The sequence below is a fragment of the Micrococcus sp. UYEF5 genome (assembly GCF_040546065.1).
In the GTDB taxonomy this organism is placed as follows: domain Bacteria; phylum Actinomycetota; class Actinomycetes; order Actinomycetales; family Micrococcaceae; genus Micrococcus; species Micrococcus luteus.
Genome location: NZ_JBEPNB010000008.1, coordinates 60,397 through 77,954 on the forward strand (window position 1 = coordinate 60,397; position 17,558 = coordinate 77,954).

At 75.1% G+C, this 17,558-nt stretch carries 16 protein-coding genes and 1 pseudogene; 9 read left to right on the forward strand and 8 right to left on the reverse strand.

Annotated features, from left to right (window positions below; all coding sequences use genetic code 11):
- Positions 1-41: 41 nt before the first annotated feature.
- The 5 genes from ABIB16_RS08805 to ABIB16_RS08825 are packed head-to-tail and all read right to left on the reverse strand — an operon-like array spanning position 42 to position 5,168.
- Entirely contained in the window at positions 42-1,097 is a 1,056-nt protein-coding gene (locus tag ABIB16_RS08805) for a siderophore-interacting protein (RefSeq protein WP_041104096.1), read from the reverse strand.
- Positions 1,094-1,963 (reverse strand): ABC transporter ATP-binding protein, encoded by an 870-nt coding sequence (locus ABIB16_RS08810; RefSeq protein ID WP_069941200.1) that lies wholly within the window; start codon positions 1,961-1,963, stop codon positions 1,094-1,096. Before ABIB16_RS08810 ends, ABIB16_RS08805 begins: the two co-directional genes overlap by 4 nt.
- The gene (locus ABIB16_RS08815) at positions 1,960-3,030 is read right to left on the reverse strand and encodes a FecCD family ABC transporter permease (protein WP_078025656.1); all 1,071 of its coding nucleotides are present in this window, start codon (positions 3,028-3,030) and stop codon (positions 1,960-1,962) included. Before ABIB16_RS08815 ends, ABIB16_RS08810 begins: the two co-directional genes overlap by 4 nt.
- Positions 3,027-4,082, reverse strand: coding sequence for a FecCD family ABC transporter permease (locus tag ABIB16_RS08820; protein WP_078025657.1), 1,056 nt, complete (start codon positions 4,080-4,082; stop codon positions 3,027-3,029). Before ABIB16_RS08820 ends, ABIB16_RS08815 begins: the two co-directional genes overlap by 4 nt.
- Before the next feature lie 9 nt (positions 4,083-4,091).
- Positions 4,092-5,168 (reverse strand): iron-siderophore ABC transporter substrate-binding protein, encoded by a 1,077-nt coding sequence (locus ABIB16_RS08825; RefSeq protein ID WP_036338987.1) that lies wholly within the window; start codon positions 5,166-5,168, stop codon positions 4,092-4,094.
- 202 nt (positions 5,169-5,370) lie between these two features.
- Between ABIB16_RS08825 and ABIB16_RS08830 the strand changes: the two genes are divergently transcribed.
- The 4 genes from ABIB16_RS08830 to ABIB16_RS08845 all read left to right on the forward strand — a co-directional run bounded on the left by ABIB16_RS08830 (position 5,371) and on the right by ABIB16_RS08845 (position 9,372).
- Positions 5,371-6,114, forward strand: a complete 744-nt coding sequence (locus ABIB16_RS08830) for a ubiquinone/menaquinone biosynthesis methyltransferase (protein WP_127435377.1) — start codon at positions 5,371-5,373, stop codon at positions 6,112-6,114.
- A gap of 330 nt (positions 6,115-6,444) precedes the next feature.
- The gene (locus ABIB16_RS08835) at positions 6,445-7,173 is read left to right on the forward strand and encodes a response regulator transcription factor (protein ID WP_029248286.1); all 729 of its coding nucleotides are present in this window, start codon (positions 6,445-6,447) and stop codon (positions 7,171-7,173) included.
- A gap of 94 nt (positions 7,174-7,267) precedes the next feature.
- Positions 7,268-8,845: a HAMP domain-containing sensor histidine kinase gene (locus tag ABIB16_RS08840; RefSeq protein ID WP_230278033.1), complete on the forward strand. Its 1,578-nt coding sequence runs from the start codon at positions 7,268-7,270 to the stop codon at positions 8,843-8,845.
- Between the two features lie 140 nt (positions 8,846-8,985).
- Positions 8,986-9,372 carry a WGxxGxxG family protein gene (locus tag ABIB16_RS08845; RefSeq protein ID WP_036314487.1) on the forward strand — a complete coding sequence of 129 codons (387 nt, stop codon included), beginning with the start codon at positions 8,986-8,988 and terminating at the stop codon, positions 9,370-9,372.
- A gap of 94 nt (positions 9,373-9,466) precedes the next feature.
- Here the strand turns inward: ABIB16_RS08845 and ABIB16_RS08850 are convergent, their stop codons facing one another.
- Positions 9,467-10,390: an ArgP/LysG family DNA-binding transcriptional regulator gene (locus ABIB16_RS08850; protein WP_119217687.1), complete on the reverse strand. Its 924-nt coding sequence runs from the start codon at positions 10,388-10,390 to the stop codon at positions 9,467-9,469.
- Between the two features lie 69 nt (positions 10,391-10,459).
- On the opposite strand from ABIB16_RS08850, the gene ABIB16_RS08855 reads away from it, so the two are divergent.
- From ABIB16_RS08855 to ABIB16_RS08875, 5 genes are all read left to right on the forward strand, one after another.
- Positions 10,460-11,290: a LysE/ArgO family amino acid transporter gene (locus ABIB16_RS08855; RefSeq protein ID WP_225348783.1), complete on the forward strand. Its 831-nt coding sequence runs from the start codon at positions 10,460-10,462 to the stop codon at positions 11,288-11,290.
- Positions 11,291-11,315: 25 nt separating this feature from the next.
- Positions 11,316-11,786 (forward strand): NUDIX hydrolase, encoded by a 471-nt coding sequence (locus tag ABIB16_RS08860; RefSeq protein ID WP_036336764.1) that lies wholly within the window; start codon positions 11,316-11,318, stop codon positions 11,784-11,786.
- A 58-nt stretch (positions 11,787-11,844) separates the two neighbouring features.
- Positions 11,845-13,707, forward strand: a complete 1,863-nt coding sequence (locus ABIB16_RS08865) for an ABC transporter ATP-binding protein (RefSeq protein WP_354436211.1) — start codon at positions 11,845-11,847, stop codon at positions 13,705-13,707.
- A gap of 178 nt (positions 13,708-13,885) precedes the next feature.
- Positions 13,886-14,881: a hypothetical protein gene (locus ABIB16_RS08870; RefSeq protein ID WP_123244128.1), complete on the forward strand. Its 996-nt coding sequence runs from the start codon at positions 13,886-13,888 to the stop codon at positions 14,879-14,881.
- A gap of 118 nt (positions 14,882-14,999) precedes the next feature.
- Positions 15,000-15,977, forward strand: a complete 978-nt coding sequence (locus tag ABIB16_RS08875; protein ID WP_036382369.1) for a bile acid:sodium symporter family protein — start codon at positions 15,000-15,002, stop codon at positions 15,975-15,977.
- A 15-nt stretch (positions 15,978-15,992) separates the two neighbouring features.
- Here the strand turns inward: ABIB16_RS08875 and ABIB16_RS08880 are convergent, their stop codons facing one another.
- Complete coding sequence (locus ABIB16_RS08880; protein ID WP_036382371.1) at positions 15,993-16,853, reverse strand: VOC family protein; 861 nt, start codon at positions 16,851-16,853, stop codon at positions 15,993-15,995.
- 119 nt (positions 16,854-16,972) lie between these two features.
- Positions 16,973-17,452 (reverse strand): annotated as a pseudogene (locus tag ABIB16_RS08885) (ABC transporter ATP-binding protein); the annotation flags it as partial.
- Between the last annotated feature and the right edge of the window lie 106 nt (positions 17,453-17,558).

The window sequence follows — 17,558 nt, forward strand, 5'->3', positions numbered from 1 at the left end:
CGCCGGTGCGAGGGCGGAGCGGCGCTCCACCACCCCACTCCTCAGCTCTCCGCCTGGCCCTCCCGCCAGTAGCCCATGAAGGAGACGTGCTTCTTCGGCACGCCGCCGGGGCCCACGCTGAGCCGGCGCAGGGCGCGCACCATCGCGGACTCCCCGGCGAGGAACACGTAGGCCTCGGGCCGTTCGTCGGCCTCGAGGGCGGCGACGGTCCACTCGCGCTCGACGGAGGCCGCGGGCGGCGCGACCGGCCCGCCGGCGTCGTCGGGGTCCACGCCCAGCAGGGCGGCGAGGCGGGCGTGCGCCCAGGACCCCGACGGCGCCCCCGGCGCCCGGCGGCCCACGTGCAGGCGCACGCGGCCCCGGTCCGTCAGCTCCGTCACGGCCCGCCAGTCCCACGGCTCGGGGACGGCCAGGCGCTCGGCGATGAGGTCGGCGGCCTGCCCGTCGTGGGGCAGCTCGAGCACGAGGTCCGCCTCGCCGTCGAACCCGCCGAACGGGTCCGCGAGCTCCTCCGCCACGGACACCAGGGCGGGGACGGCGGTCTCGTCGCCCACGGCCAGCACACGGTGCGCCCCCGTCTGCCGCCAGCCGGACCACGCCGGCGCCTCCGCCGAGGGCACCAGCACGTTCACCGCGTCCCCCGCCTGGACGGCGCGCGCCCAGCGCAGGCCCGGCCCCTGATGCGGGTCGGCGGGGTCGTCCGGGTCGCCGTGCAGCACCACGTCCACGGTCAGCGAGGGCACCTGCCGCCCGTCGAGCCGCACGAGCCCGGCCGAGCGCACCGTGTACGTGCGCATCCAGCCGCGCTCCTCCTCGGGGATGGCCAGGAACCCGGCGCGGAACCCGGCGGACAGGTCCGGGTCCGCCGACGTCCCGCCCGGCGGGGGGATCAGCAGCTTCACATAGGCGTCCCGGCGCGGCCGCGCGCCCCGGTACAGGGCGTGCAGGTCGGCGACGCCGGGCGGCAGCAGTCCCAGCAGGTCCCCGCTGGCGGCCTCCAGGTCCGGGCCCGCCAGCACGATCCGCCGGAACCCGCGGCACGGCTGCTCCACGGACACCACGCGCGTGTGCGCCACGATCATGCCGTCGGCGCTCATCGGCGGTCCCCGTCCCCCCGCGGCAGCACCACGGGGTGGCCCAGCAGCGGGTCGGCCACCACGTCCGCGTCCAGGCCGAACACCTCGGCCAGCACCTCCGGCACGATCACCTCGCCCGGCGTGCCCTGCGCCACCACCCGGCCCGCGGCCATCGCCACGATGTGGTCCGCACTGCGCGCCGCCAGGTTCAGCTCGTGCAGCACCGCGACGACGGTCGCCCGGCCCTCGCCACGCGGGTCCGGGAGCGTGCGCACCAGGTCGAGCACCTCCACCTGATGGCTGAGGTCGAGGTAGCTCGTGGGCTCGTCGAGGAGCACCACCGGGGTCTGCTGGGCGAGCACGAGGGCGAGCCACGCCCGCTGCCGCTGCCCGCCGGAGAGCGTGCCGGCCTCGCGCTCGGCGAGCTCCACGAGGTCGGTGCGCTCGAGCGCCGCGGCGACCGCGGCGTCGTCGCCGGCGGCCCGGCCGCCCAGGAGCCCGCGGTGCGGGTGACGGCCGCGCGCCACGAGCTGCGCCACCGTCATGCCCTCGGGCGCCACGGGATGCTGGGGCAGCAGCGCCACGGTGCGGGCGTAGTCGCGCGCGGACACGCGGGCGGCGTCCCGACCGAGCACCTCGATGCTCCCGGCGCGCGGGGCGAGCTGGCGGGTCAGGCCGCGCAGCAGCGTGGACTTGCCGCAGCCGTTGGCGCCGATGATCGCGGTGACGCGCCCGGCGGGCACGTCCAGGTCGAGGTCCGCGACGATCGGCGGCGCCGAGGCCGGGCCGTAGCCGAGCGTCAGGCCGCGCAGGCGGATCGCGACGTCGTCGGCGGCCCCGGCGCGCGGTGCGGCGGGGGACGGGACGGTGAGCGGGGGAGCGGTCATGCGGAGCGCACGCCTCCTGGGGTCCGGCCCTGGCACAGCAGCAGCCAGAGCATGAGCGGGGCGCCGGCGGCGCCGGTGAGCACACCGGTGGGCAGGGCGGCGCCGGTGAGCAGGGGGACGGCCTCACCGGCCACGAGGTCCGCGAGCAGCACGAGCGCGGCGCCCGTGAGCGCCGCCGCGGGCAGGGAGGGCAGGCCACGGGTGAGCCCGCGCGCCACCGGGGTGGCCAGCAGCGCCACGAACGCCAGCGGCCCCACGACGGCGGTCGCCACGGCGGCCAGCACCGCGCCGAGCCCCAGCGCCGCGGCCGAGGTGGGACGCGGCCGGGCGCCGAGGGCGTGCGCGAGGTCCGGGCCGACGTCGGCGGGGGCCAGCCGCGCGTGGAGCACCCCCGCCAGCGGCAGGGCGACCACGAGCACGCCCGCGAGCAGCGCGATGCGGCCCCACGTGACCCCGTTGAGCGAGCCGGCGATCCAGACGGTGGCCGACTGCAGGTCGTGCTGGGCCAGCGAGAGCATGGCCCCGGCCACCACGGCCTGGCCCGCCGCCGCCACCGCGATGCCGGCCACGACGAACCGCTCGCCCCCCACCGAGCGGGCCGTGGCGAACACGGCGACCACCGCCGCGAGGCCACCGATCAGTGCCGTGGCGGCGCGCATCAGGTCCGATCCTCCGCCGGTCTGCCCGGCGGTCGCCAGCATCCCCAGCACGACCGCCGCCGCGGCGCCCTGGGTGACGCCCAGGATGTCCGGCGAGGCCAGGGGGTTGCGCAGCGTGCGCCGGTAGAGCGCGCCGGCCGCGCCCAGGGCGGCGCCGGTGAGCACTGCGGCCACGGCGCGGGGCAGCTTCTCCTCCAGCACGATGAAGCTCGCTCCCGGGATCGTCTCCCCGCCCAGGATCCGCACGAGGTCCGGGACGGTCACCTGGTACGTGCCCCACACCACGCGCAGCAGGGCGAGGACCAGCACGGCCACGGCGAGGCCCGCGCAGGCCCCTCCGAGGCGGCGCCGGTCGGCGCGGCGCAGGCGGGCGACGACGTCGTCCGGGGCGGTGCACTGGAGGCTCATGCGGCCACCCCCGGGCGGCGCAGCAGCGCCAGCAGCACGGGCACGCCGAGCAGGACGGTGGTCACCCCGAGGTGGATCTCCCCGGGCGCCACGACGAGCCGCCCGGCGAGGTCCGCGAGGATCACGAGGACGGCGCCCCACAGGGCGCAGCCGACCATCAGGGCCCGCGTGCTCGGCGGCCGCAGACGGCGCAGCGCGTGGGGCACGAGCAGTCCCACGAACCCGACCGGCCCGGCCAGCGCCACCGCCGCGGCCGTGAGCAGCACGACCGCGCCCAGCAGCACCGCGCGCACCCGCTCCGGGCGCCCGCCCAGGCCGTGCGCGAGGTCGTCGCCGAGGGCGAGGGCGTCGAGCCCGGGGGCCACGGCGACGGCGGCGAGCAGCCCGACGGCGATGACGGGTGCCAGGGCGAGCGCCTCGCCGAGGTCGGCGCGGGCCACCGTGCCCACGGCCCAGAACCGCAGTCGGTCCTGGACCGTGGGGGAGAGCACGAGCAGCGCCGTGGTGCCGGCGGTGGCGCCGGCGGTGAGCGCCGCGCCGGCCAGCACGAGCGCCATGGGGGAGGGGGCGCCGGGCGTCCGGCCACTCCGTGTGGCGGCCGCCGCCACCGCGTAGCCGAGCGCGGCCGCGACCAGCGTCCCGACGGCGGCCAGCGCCAGCACTCCGAACGTGGACCCGGCGACGCCGAGCGCCATGCCCGCCGCCACGGCCAGCCCCGCGCCGGCGGAGAGCCCGAGCAGCCCCGGGTCGCCGAGCGGGTTGCGGGTGGCCCCCTGCAGGGCGGCGCCGGCCACGGCCAGCGCCGCCCCCACGAGCGCCCCCGTCACCACGCGGGGCACGCGGGAGGCCACGGCCGCCGCCTCGATGCCCTCCGGCACGGGGTGCCCGGTGAGGATCGCGCCCAGGGTGTCGAGCGCCGTCGTCGCCGGCACGGTGCGCGCGCCGAGGGCGACGCCGGCCACGAGCGCCGCCAGCAGCAGCGCCGCGGGCAGGGCGCCCATCAGCACGCCCGCGCGGACGCGGGCCGGGGAGGCCAGGGCCGTGGACGGCATGGGGAGGGATCAGCCCTGCGCGGTCTTCGCGGCCTCGGCGATCGGCGGGACGACCTTCTCGAGCGCGAACGGGATGGACAGCGGGGAGATCGCGGAGACGGAGAGGACCTCCTGCTCGTCCGTCTGCAGGACGAGGGCGCCGGCCTTCACGGCCGGGATCGAGCCCAGCAGGGGGTCGGACTCGATGGCCTCGCGGACCGAGTCCTGGGCGGCCCAGGAGACGAACACGTCCGACTCCAGCTCGTCCGCGCGCTCGGGCGACCACGTGAAGAAGAACGCCTGGTCCTCCGGGGAGTTCTCCGTCACCACCGGCGCCTGCTCCATGCCGAGCAGCTCGAGGAACTTCGGGCGGTTGTCCACGTCCGTGTAGATGCTGATCTGGTCCGCGGCGGCGGGGTCGATGGTGCCGTAGACGAAGGACGCGCCCTGGAGGTCCGCGTGCTTCTCGCCGGCGTCCTTGATCTGCTGCTCGAGGTCCGCGATGAGCTCCTCCGCCTCCTGCTCCTTGCCGAGCACGCGGCCGATGACCTCCGTGGACTGCTGCCACGAGGTGCCGTAGGCGGGGACGTCCTTCGGGTAGGCCACGGTGGGGGCGATCTTCGAGAGGCGGTCGTAGTCCTCCTGCGTGATGCCGGAGTAGACGGCGAGGATGACGTCCGGCTTCACGGCGGCGATCGCCTCGGCGTCGATGCCGGAGGCCTCGGACCACTGCACGGGCTTCTGGGCGCCCTCGGTCTCGGCGAGCTTCGCGTCGAACCAGTCGGTGGACTTCTCCGCGTTCCCCCCGAACTCCACGGCGGCCATGCCCACCGGCACCACCCCGAGGGCGAGGGCCACGTCCTGGTTCACCCAGGACACGGTGGCCACGCGGGTCGGGCGCTGCGGGATCTCGGTGGTGCCGTAGACGTGCTCGATGCTGCGGGGGAACGCGGCGTCCCCGCCCGCGGCGTCCGACGACGACGCACCGGCCGACGAGGACGAGGCCGAGCCTCCGGCCGGGCCGGTGGAGCACGCGGCGAGCAGGAGGGTGAGGCCGACTCCCCCGCCGGCGAGGAGGGAGCGGCGGGACAGGGGGGACGGTGCCATGGTGGTGGCCTTTCACGGTCGCGACGCGCGGGCGCCGGGCGGAGGGGGTCGGGTCTGCGGTCGGAGGATGCGTCGGCCCTGCCGGGCCGGTATTAGCAAACACCGACGTGAGGTAACTCTGGAAGATTAGGGCAACCTAACTCCCCTGTGCAATCCCGGTGAGGGGCGTCGTCGGGGGAGGTGGGCGGGATACGGTGGCCTGGTGAGCCAGAACCCCCTCCCCGCCCCGCGCGGCGACGCGCAGCGCGGCGCCGCCGACCACCACGACCGGGTCTCCGCGATGTTCGACGCCATCGCCGGCCGCTACGACCTGATGAACGCCGTCATGACATGGGGTCAGGAGCCGCGCCTGGTGCGCCGCACGGTGGCGCGGGCCAACATCCCCGCGCAGGCCCGCGTGCTCGACCTGGCCACCGGCACCGGGGACCTCGCGTTCGAGGTGCTCAAGCAGCACCCCGACGCGCAGGTGGTGGGCGCCGACATCGCCGCCGAGATGATGGAGGTCGGCCGTGCCCGCGCGGGCGGGGACCGCATCGAGTGGGTCGTCGCGGACGCCACGGACCTGCCGTTCGAGGCCGGCTCGTTCGACGCCGTGACCCACGGCTACCTGCTGCGCAACGTCGCGGACATCCCGGCGACCCTCGCCGAGCAGTTCCGCGTGCTGCGCCCCGGCGGCTGGGTCGCGGCCCTCGAGACGTCGCCGGCGCCGGACAACGTGCTCAAGCCCTTCTCCTCCTTCTACATCCACCGGGTGATGCCACAGCTGGCGAAGCTGATGGCCGACCGGCCGGAGGCCTACGCGTACCTGTCCTCCTCGACGAAGGCGTTCCACACGCCGGACGAGGTCGCGGACCTCTTCGCGGACGCCGGCTTCGTGAACATCGGGCACGAGACCCACATGTTCGGCACCCTGGCCACGCACTGGGCCATGAAGCCGGTCGACTGACGCCGGCCACGCGGCGCGGCGTGGGCGTGAGGCGGCCCCGGTGGCGCCGCCGGATGTGTCAGGGCTGTGACGAGTCACGCTGATGTCCGCGTTCCGAGAAGACTCTGGGCCGACCCGGCTGGTCCGCGTAGCATGGGGCCCCGTCGAGGGGGATCCGCGCACCCCCGGCCTCCGGTCGCCGCCCGTCCATCATCCCCCGGAACGGCGTCGCCCTCCGTCGCGAGGCGCTCGTCCCCGCAGTCCGCGACGTCCGCGTGGGCACCGTGAACCGTCTCCAGAACGTAGAGGAACCTTGTGAGTCCCATCCAGAGCACCACCGGCCCGTCATCCATGGCGGAGCTGAAGAAGGTCCTGCCCGAGCTCTCGCACCCGGACGGCGCGCCGGTGCGGGTGCTCGTCGTGGACGACGAGCCGATGATCGCCGACCTGCTCTCCATGGGCTTCACCCTCTGCGGCTGGGAGGTGATCGTGGCCCACGACGGCGCGACCGCCGTCGAGCTGGGCACCGCCGGCCGTCCGGACCTGGCGATCCTGGACGTCATGCTGCCGGACATGGACGGCCTGGACGTCCTGGAGCGCCTGCGCGCCCACTGGTCGGAGATGCCCGCCATGTTCCTCACCGCCAAGGACGCGACGGAGGACCGCGTGGCGGGCCTGGCCGCCGGCGGCGACGACTACGTGACCAAGCCCTTCTCCATGGAGGAGGTGCTCATCCGCGCGCACCGGCTCGTGCAGCGCTCCGGCGTGGTCTCGGGCGGCTCCGAGGTGCTCGTGGTCGGCGACCTGGTGATGAACACCCGCACTCACGAGGTGACCCGCGGCGGCGACGAGATCGAGCTGACCGCCACGCAGTACAACCTGCTGAAGTTCCTCATGGCCAACGTCCGCACGGTGCTCTCCAAGGAGCGCATCCTGCAGGACGTCTGGGGCTACGACTTCGGCGGCCGCGCGAACATCGTCGAGCTGTACATCTCCTACCTGCGGAAGAAGATCGACGCGGATCGGGATCCGATGATCCACACCATCCGCGGCGCCGGGTATGTCATCCGGCCTGCCTGAGACCGGCGCGGTCCCGTCGGGGCACGGCAGCACCCGCCGCAGGCGGCCCACGTCGCTGGCCCGCCGCGTCGGCGCCGGCGTCCTTCTGATCCTGGTGGCCACCATCACGGCCTACTCGTTCTTCGCGGCCGGCATCACGAAGGCCCTGCTGACCGAATCCGCCTCCCGGGACGCCTCCGAAGCATGGATCCGCGCCTCGGAGCAGCTGACGGTCCCCTCGCCGGGCGGAGGGGACGACGTCGGCCCCGGGGAGGGGTACCTGCGCGCGCCAGGCACCCTCGGCCAGCCCGAGGGCACGGTGGTCGCGCTCGTCCCGCTCTCCGGTCTGGAGGAGCATCGGCAGGACGCCCTCACCGGGCACCGGGTCGGTGACGCCGGGCAGTCCGTGCCGCTCACGGCGCGGGAGGCCCACGACCTTCTGCGCGCCGTCCGGGACCGGCCGGGTGGGCCGATGCTGGACGCCGTCGTCGGTGACGTCTCCTATCGCGTCCAGGCCCAGACCCTGACCGCGCCGGGCCCCTGGGTGGCCGCGGACCAGGGACTCGTGGTGGGGGCGCCGACCGGCGCCATGTCCGACGTCGCGCGCCAGGCGCTGGTCGCGGTCGCCGTCGGACTGTCCGTCACCGTCCTCACCACCGCGATCCTGGTGACCCTGTGGCTGCGTCGGGGACTGGCCCCGCTGCGCGAGGTCGCCGCCGTCGCCGAGCGGGTCGCCCAGGTGGACATGGCCCGCGCCGGGCTCGATCCGGAGGACTCACGCATGCCGCCTCGGCTCCTGCAAGGGCCGGACGAGGTGGCCGTCGTCGCCCAGGCGCTCGAACGGTTCACCGGCTCGGTCGAGGCGGCCCTGGAGCAGCGACGCGTGCAGGAGCAGCAGATGCGCCGGTTCATGGCGGACGCCTCCCACGAGCTGCGCACGCCGCTCGCCTCGGTGCGCGGCTACGCCGAGATGATCGCGATGACGGAGGAGCTCTCCGCGACCGGCCGGCGGTCGCTCGGCCGGGTGCTGTTCCAGGCCGACCGGATGGCGGCCCTCGTGGACGACATGCTCCTGCTCGAACGGCTCGAGTCCGTCTCGCGCGGCCGGGCCATGGGTCTGGAGCCCTCCGAGGAGGTGGCGCTGGCCGAACAGGTGGACCTGTCCGAGGTGGTCCTCGAGGGCGTGATGGACGCCCGCGCTGCGTGGCCGGACCACACGTGGGTGGTGGACCTGCCCGAGGGGGCGGAGCCGGGCACCCAGCGGTCCGTCACCGGCGACCGGTCGCAGCTGGCCCGCGTGGTCGGCAACCTGCTCTCCAACGCGGCCAAGCACACCCCCGTCGGGACCACCGTCACGGCCTCCGTGCGGGAGGACCGGCCCCGGCCCGGCCTCATGCTCGTCAGCGTCCACGACGACGGCGGCGGCATCCCGGCCGACCGACACGCCACCCTCTTCCACCGCTTCGTCCGCGGCCCCGGGAAGGGCCGGACGGACCCCCCGGGCACGGAGCCGTCCACGGGTCTGGGTCTGGCCATCGTGCGCTCGATCGCGCGCAGCCACGGCGGGGACGTGACCGTGGCGTCCGAGGACGGGTGGACGCGCTTCGACGTCGTCGTGCCCTGCACCCCGGGGCGCGCCGGGCCGGGGGCTGCGGGCTCCTGCTGCGGCTCCGCCCGGGGCGGCCGGCCCTGACCCCGGGTCGGCAACCGTTGACGGACCCCCACCCCCCTGTACGTACGGTGCCTGTGTATGACCGAAAGGGTCGTCCGGGACTTCCGGCCGATCCACCCCGACGCCGGTCGGCGAAGGCCGCCGGTGAGAGGAGCACGAACATGACTGACATCCGCCGAACCGCCACTGCCCTGACCCTCGCCGCCGCCGTCGTCACCGGCCTCGGTGCCCCCGCCGCCGTCGCGCAGACCACGGCCCCGGCCACCGAGGCCGCCACGACGGCACCGGCCTCCGAGTCGCCCGCCCCCCAGGAGGAGGAGAAGGACGACAACGGCAACTGGGGCCTGTGGGGCCTGGCCGGCCTGCTGGGCCTGGCGGGCCTGGCCGGCCGCCGCAAGCGTGAGGTGCACGCCGAGCCCGTGCGCCGCGACCACCACGTGGGCGGCGCGCACCGCGACCATGACGTGCACCGCGTGGACGACCGCGCCGGCGACGTGCGCGCCGAGGGCGCGGACACCCGCCGCCCGGGCACCGGCGACGCCCGCTGACCCGACCCCGGCCGCCCCGAGCGGCCCGTGACCGCGACCCCCGCCCCTCCGGCGGGGGTCGCGGCGCGTCCGGGGCGGGTCTCGAATGCGCCCGTCAGTCCGCGGTGTCCCCCGCCGAGGGCGCGGCGCGCAGCACCGCGTCCGTGAGGCGGTCCAGGGCCGCGGTCCCGGCCGTCCAGCGCTGCCAGTGCAGGTGCACGTCGGCCGCGCCGAGGGCCGGGATCGGCTCGAGGTCGGGGTGCCGGCCCTCGAGCACGCCCGGCGGGATCTGCACCGAGGGGAGCATGCCCCAGCCCAGCCCGAGCTCCACCGCCCGCAGATACGCGTGCACGGACGGCACCAGGTGGGTCGGCGGGACGATCGCGGGGCGGCCCCGGGTGACGCGGCGCAGCACCGTGTGCTGCAGGCCGTCGCGGGGGCCGTAGTCCACGATCGGCAGCGTGCCGAAGTCCACCCGGCCCCGCGCGTCGCGGTGCAGCTCCAGCAGGAAGGACGCGCACACCGCGTGATAGCGCATCGTGCCCAGCGGGGTGGAGGTGCACCCGGCCACGGGCGTGGGGTCGTCCGTCACGGCGGCCACCACCGCACCGTCCCGCAGCAGGACGGCGGTGTGCTCCTGGTCCTCGGACTGCATCTGCAGGACGACGTCGTCCCACGTCGCCGCCTCGCGCAGCACGGGCTCCCACCACGTGTCGAGGGAGTCCGCGTTGAGGGCCACGCGCAGCGGCACGCGGCCGCCGTCGCCCCGGCCGAGTGCGGCGAGCGCCTCGTCCTCGAGTGCGAGGGTCTGCCGGGCGAGGCGGAGCATGCGCTCTCCGGCCGCGGTCGGCCGGACGGGGACGGTGCGGGCCAGGAGCACCTGGCCCACCTGCCGCTCCAGGGCCTTGATCCGCTGCGAGAAGGCCGAGCCGGAGATCCGCAGGGAGTCCGCGGCGGCGTCGAAGGTGCCGTGGTCGACGGCCGCGACGAGTGCGCGCAGGTGGTCGGAGTTCATGCGGTCCAGGGTAGGGGTGGCCATGAAGGATGTCTTCAGATCCTGAAGAAGATCGCGATGGCACGGACGTGGGACGGCTCCTATCCTCGCTCGGTGACCATCTTCGCCACCGGATTCCTGACCTACCTCGCCCTCATCGTCGCCATCGGCGCGCAGACCCTGTTCCTGCTGCGCCAGATCGTCCGACGCGACCGCGTGTGGACCGTCCTGACCGTGTGCTTCGTGGCCGATGTGGCGCTGCTCGTGCTCGGCGCCGGCGGCGTGGGCGTGGTGGCCGAACGCTGGCCGTGGCTCGTGCCCGCGCTGACCGTGGCCGGCGTGGTCTACCTCCTCGCGTTCGCCGTGGGCGCGCTGCGCTCCGCCTGGCGCGGGGACCGGACCCTCAGCACCGCGGCCGCGGACGGCGCGGGGACCGGGCACGGCCCCGACCGCATGGACCTCGCGGTCCTCACCGGCGAGCTGCCCCTGATCGACCCGGCGACCGGCCGCCTGGCCGAGCGCGAGCCGGCCGGGGCCGGCGTCGGGCGTCACGACGACGGCGCGCCCGGCGTCGGCGCCCCCTCGGGCGGCGGATCGGTGGCGGTGCGGCAGCGCGTGCAGCCGCGCCGCGTGGCGCTGGACCGCCCGCAGACGCCGCTGCCGCGGATCATCCTGCTGGCGCTGTCCGTCTCCCTGGTGAACCCGCACGCCATCCTCGACACGGTGGTGATGATGGGCACCTTCGCGCAGACGTTCGGGGCGGCGAAGTGGGCGTACGTGGGCGGCGCGGTGGCGGCCTCGCTCGTGTGGTTCGCCGCGCTCGGCTGGGGCGGCACCAAGCTCGCCCCGTCCATGGACTCGGCGCGGACGTGGCGGATCGTGGACGCCGTGGTGGGCGTGCTCATGCTGGGAATCGCCGTGAAGGTGGGGCTCACGCTCCTCTGAGCCGCCCGGGGAGGATGATGGGGGCATGAGTCCTTCCCCCTCCGACTCCGCCCCCACGCCGACCGTCGCAGCCGGGGAGGTCATCCGCGTCTCCGCCGTCGTGCTGGCCCGCCCGGACCGCCGCGTGCTGACCGTCCGCAAGGCCGGCACCGCCATGTTCATGTTCCCCGGCGGCAAGCACCTGCCCGGCGAGGCCCCCGTGGACACCGCCGTCCGCGAGGTGGCCGAGGAGACCGGGCTGCGCCTGCGCCCGGACGAGCTGACCCGCCTCGGCGCGTGGGACACCGCCGCCGCCAACGAGCCCGGCGCCGCCCTGCACTCGGAGGTGTTCGCGCTGTGGCGGCCCGTCGCCCGGCACGAGGTCCCCGAGCCGACGGACGAGATCGTCGAGCTGCACTGGATGGACCCCGCCGCCCCGGCCGCACCGGGCGGGCACGGCGTGGCCCCGCTGCTGCACCCCGTGCTGGCCGCCGTCGCGGCAGCGCCCCCGTTCTGACCTCCAGGCGGGCCGACCGGCCCGCGCTGACGTCCGCACCGGCCACTAGCCTGGCCGGGTGACGTCGCTGCTCCGCATCCTGCGCTTCGCGCCCCAGCTCCACCGCCTCTACCTCGGCATCGCCGTCAGCTCCGTGCTGGCCGCGGTGCTGGCCCTGGCCACCCCGTTCCTGATCGGTGCGGCCACGGACCGGATCGTCGCCGCCGTCGCGGGGGAGACCGACGTGGCCGAGGCCGTCACCGCGGTGACCTGGCTGGCGGTCGCGTTCCTCGCCGTCGAGGTGGCGACCACCCTGGTGGTGAGCGTGGGCGGCTACTGGGGCGACGTGATGGCCGCGCGCATGCGCACCATCCTCTCCACGCGGTACTTCGAGCAGCTGCTGCACCTGCCCCAGCGGTACTTCGACACCGCGATCACCGGGCGGGTCGTCAACCGGTTGAACCGCACCATCAACGAGATCACCCAGTTCCTGCAGTTCTTCGCGAACAACGCGTTCACCATGCTCGCCACCACCGCCGCGGTGCTCGTGATCACGGCGTTCTACTGGTGGCCGCTGGCGATCCTGCTGGCCGTCGTCTTCCCCGTGTACATGTGGCTCACCGCGCGGACGTCCGCGAAGTGGCAGGTGTGGGAGGGGGAGAAGAACACGGAGGTGGACGTCGCCTCGGGGCGGTTCGCCGAGGTGGTCTCCCAGATGTCCGTGGTGCGGGCCTACAACCGGCAGGACCACGAGCTCACCGGGTTCCGCGACCGGTTCCTGCGGACCGTGGAGATCACCCGGCAGCAGTCCCGGTTCTGGCACGGCATGGACGCCGGGCGCCGGCTCGCCCTGAACGTGGCCTTCGGCGCGATGTACCTGATCGTGTTCGTCCGCACCGCGCAGGGCCTGTTCTCCGTGGGCGACATGGTGATCCTCCTGCAGCTGATGAACATGGCCCGGCAGCCGATCTTCTCCATGAGCTTCCTCGTGGACTCCGCCCAGCGCGCCGTCGCCGGGTCGAAGGACTACTTCGAGGTGCTCGCCGAGGAGCGCGAGCGGGCCGGCGGGGCGGCGCTCGCGGCGGCGAGCGCGGAGGAGCCCCGCGCGCCGGCGGAGCCGCGGGCCGACGTCGTGCCGGGTGCGCCGGACGTCCCCGCGGACGTGCCGGCCGTGCGCTTCGACGAGGTCTCCTTCGCCTACGACGCCGACGCCTCCCGCCCCGTGCTGGACCGCGTGTCCTTCGACATCCCGCGGGGTGCCAGGGTGGCGCTCGTGGGCGAGTCGGGCGGCGGGAAGTCGACCATCGCGCACCTGCTGCTGGGTCTGTACCCGGTGACGAGCGGACGCATCGAGGTGTTCGGACAGGACGTCGCCGGGCTGGACCTGGCCGCGCTGCGCGGGCGGATCGCCACCGTGTTCCAGGAGCCGAGCCTGTTCTCCGGGACGGTGCGCGAGAACATCGCCTACGCGGACCCCGACGCCTCCGACGAGCGCGTCCGGGCCGCCGCCAAGGCCGCGTACGCGCACCGGTTCGTGGAGGCGTTCGACGACGGCTACGAGCAGGTGATCGGTGAGCGCGGGCTGCGGCTGTCCGGCGGGCAGAAGCAGCGGATCGCGGTGGCGCGGGCCGTGCTCAAGGACGCACCGATCCTCGTGCTGGACGAGGCCACCTCCGCACTGGACACGAAGTCCGAACGGCTCGTGCAGGCGGCCCTCGAGGACCTGATGGTGGGGCGGTCGAGCCTGATCGTGGCGCACCGGCTGAGCACGATCGCGTCCGTCGACCGGATCGTCACGCTGCGCGGCGGGCAGGTGCAGGAGATCGGGACCCCGGCCGAGCTGGCCGAGTCAGGCGGGATCTACGCGCAGCTGCTCGAGCTGCAGAGGGCCGGCACCCAGGAGGCCCGGAAGATGCTGAAGGAGTACGGGCTGAGCGGATGATCCCGGAATCTTCTGCGGATCCGACCCTTCCGAGCGCTGCGCGGCGGCCCAGAAGGGTCAGATGTGCAACGGATTCCCAGCGCGCGGCAGGACGTCCACGACGACGTCGGCCCGACGCCTCCGCAGGGCCTGTGGACAACCGGGCCCGCCGACGTCGGGAGCGAGCAGGATCGGGGCCATGCGCGTGCCCGGACCCTTCCCCGCCCACCTCCAGGACGCCCCGTTCACGCGGGCGCAGGCGCTGGCCGCCGGGGTGTCCGGGTCGCGGCTGCGCAGCCGGGACGTCGAACGCGTCGCGCACGGCCACTACCGCTGGATCGGCCCCGTCACCGGGGCGACGCCGCCCGCGCGTCCCCTCGCCACCGAGCTGTCCCGGCTGCAGGACCTGGCGGCGATGCGTCCCGACGTCGTGGTGACCGGAGAGTCCGTGGCCCGGTTGCTGGGCTGGCCCCTCCCGGACGACGTGAAGGCCCGGGTGCGTCCTACCGTCCTGCGGTCCCGCACCCGCCGGGTGCTACGGGAGCCCGGCGTGCGCACCCGGCTCGTGGACCTGGACCGCGTCCTCGTGCGGAGGGACCGGCTGCACGGGCTGCGATGGACCTCGCACGCCGACACCTGGTTCCACCTGGCCACCGTCCTGGACCGAGACGCGCTCGTGGCGGTGGGGGATCGGCTGGCACGGGAGGACGAACGGCGGGGGAAGGTCGCGCTGGCCACCCGCCGGGAGCTCGGCGCCGCGCTCGAGCGGCACACCGGCGAGGCCGGGATCGTGCGGGCGCGGGAGGCGCTCGCGCTCGTGCGCACCGGTTCCGACTCCCCGGCCGAGACCGAACTGCGCCTGGCGCTGATGGCCGCGGGGCTGCCCGAGCCGGACCTGCAGATCGAGCTCTGGGACCCGGACTACTCGCTGTGGCACCCCGCCAGCGCGGACCTCGGCTACCGGTGGTGGCGGATCGCGATCCACTACGAGGGCAAGACCCACGACGGCGCCGCGCAGGTCGGCAAGGACACCCGCCGGGACGCGGTGTTCCTGCGTCAGGGCTGGCTCAACATCCGGGTGGCGGGGACGGACCGGTGGCGGGGATTCGTCGAGACGGCGGGGCTGGTGCGGGCCGCGATCGCGGAGCGTGGCGGTCTCGACGCCGGTGGCGCGGAGGATCGTCTGCGGAACTGACCCTTCTGGGGCGGGAGCGGACGTCCAGAAGGGTCAGGGGCGCAGAAGATTCCGGAAGGCCGACGACGGCGCCGCGTCACGCGACGACGCACCGCGGTCGCGCTCCTACCATGACGGGATGACCGCACCGGATCCCGCCCCCACCGACGCCCGCCGCGCGGAAGACCGCTCCGCACGCATCGCCGTCACCGTCTTCCCGCTGCTGGTGCTCGCCGCCGCGCTCGTGGGCTTCCTCGCCCCGACCGCCGCGAAGACGCTGCTGCCCCAGGTCAACCTGTTCCTCGGGATCATCATGTTCGGCATGGGCCTGACGCTGACCCTTCCGGACTTCGGCCTCGTCGCCCGCCGGCCGCTGCCCGTGCTGCTGGGCGTGGTGGCGCAGTACGCGATCATGCCGCTGCTGGGGCTCGGCGTCGCCGTCGTGCTCCAGCTGCCGCCCGAGCTCGCGGCGGGCGTGATCCTCGTGGGCTCGGCCCCGGGCGGCACGTCCTCGAACGTGGTCAGCTACCTCGCCCGCGCCGACACCGCCCTCTCCGTGGCCATGACCTCCGTGTCCACGCTCCTGGCCCCGCTGCTCACGCCGTTGCTCACCCTGTGGCTGGCCGGCCAGTACATGGCCGTCGACGGCGGCGCCATGGCGAAGTCCATCGTGAACATCGTGCTCCTGCCGGTCCTGGGCGGACTCGTCGTGCGCCTGCTGCTGCGCCGCGTCGTCGACCGCGTGCTGCCCGCCCTGCCGTGGGTCTCGGTGGTGTTCATCGCGCTGGTGGTGGCCGCCGTCGTCGGCAACAGCGCCTCCCGCGTGCTGTCGGCGGGCCTGCTGGTGTTCGCAGCGGTGGTGCTGCACAACGGGCTCGGCTACCTGCTCGGCTACGGCGCGGCGAAGCTGTTCCGGCTGCCCACGCCCGTGGCGCGCACGGTCTCGATCGAGGTCGGCATGCAGAACTCGGGCCTGGCCGCGGGCCTCGCCGCGCAGTACATCTCGCCGGCGGCAGCCCTGCCGGGCGCCGTGTTCTCGATCTGGCATAACCTCTCCGGGGCCGTGCTCGCGATGGCCTACCGCCGTTCCGACGGCCGGCGCGCCGCGCAGGAGTGAGGGCCGCGGCGCAGGTCAGCCCTGCGCGGGCGGCTCGTTGATTTGGAACGTGGCCCCGGCGGGGTCCTGCACGGTGGTGACGCGGCCGAACGGGGAGTCCTGGGGGCCGTCCAGGACCGTGCCGCCGTGCTCGCGGATCACCTCGAGCGCGCGGTCCGTGTCCGCGACGGCGATGTACATGCGCCAGTACCCCACCGCGTTCGGCGGCAGCCAGGCCCGCGCGTCGCACAGGCCCGCGGTCGCGCGGTCGAACGGGTGGTTCGTCGCGTAGCGGGGGCCGTCGTGGGCCGCGTCCTCGGCGTCGGCCGCGGTCTGCGTGTCCTCCGGGGCGCCGTCGTCCCCCAGCGGGGTGGGCTGCCAGCCGGCCACGGCGCGGTAGAACTCGGCGGACTCGTCGAAGCGGGTCGTCATGAGCTCGAACCACACGGAGGTGCCGGGGGTGAGCGGCAGGTCATGGCCGGCCAAGGTGCCGGACTGCCAGAAGCCCACCACCTCGTGGCCCGGGCCCTCGGCCATGGCCATCACACCGAGGTCGCCGACGGGCATGGCGTCCACGAGCACGGCGCCGCCGTTCTCCCGCACGGCGGTGAGGGTGGCGTCCATGTCCTGTGTGCGCAGGTACACGGTCCACGCGGCGGGCGGGGCGTCCTCGCCGGTCATCTGCGAGAGCTGGTCGGCGTCCATGGCGCCGCCCACGGAGGCGCCGTCCTTGGTGATCATGCGGTAGTGGCCGAACTCCTCGCCGGAGTCGGTGAAGGACCAGCCGAAGAGGGCCTCGTAGAAGGCCTGCTGGCGGGCGAAGTCGGGGGCGGTGTAGTCGATCCAGGCGGGGGAGCCGGCGGGGGCGGCAGGGGCAGCGAGGAGGGTCTCGCTCATGCGGCTCAGCGTAGGGCGCGCCCGGGACCCCGTCACGAGGTCTCGGGCGCGTCGCCGGGGCCGCGGACCGGCGCCGAGCTGTGGGGCGCGGCTCGCACGCACCGCGCCCCGCCTGCTCACACCTCGGTGGAGGTGGCGGTGTCCAGGTTGCCGGTGGGCTCGTCCCCGAACACGACGCCCGGTCGGGTGAGCAGGGCGCGGGCGACGGCGACGCGCTGCTGCTGACCGCCCGAGAGCTCGTGCGGGCGGTGGCGCAGGCGGGTCAGGGCGGTGTCGTCCAGTCCTGTGATCTCCGTGCCGCCGATCCTCACGGAGCCCGAGGTCCGCGCGTCCAGCCCGGCCAGGCAGTGCAGGAGCGTCGACTTGCCCGACCCCGAGGGCCCCATGATCGCGGTGAACGCGCCCGAGGCGAAGTCCACGTCCACCCCGCGCAGGGCGTGCACCTGCGCGTCACCGCGCCCGTAGGCGCGGGTGAGGCCGCGGGCGCAGACGGCGGGCGCCGTCGTCGTGGTGGCGGACGACGACGGCGTGCCCGGCCCCGGCGCGACGGGGCCGGGGGTCGTGGGGGAGAAGGGGTGTGCGGGGGAAGAGGTGTCCATGGCGGCCACTCTCCCGCGCGGACCCGGCGGGGCGGATCGGAGGAGGGGACCACCTCCGCGGGCGGCGGGTCATGCCCGGGGATGAGGCGGGCCGGCGAGGCGTGGA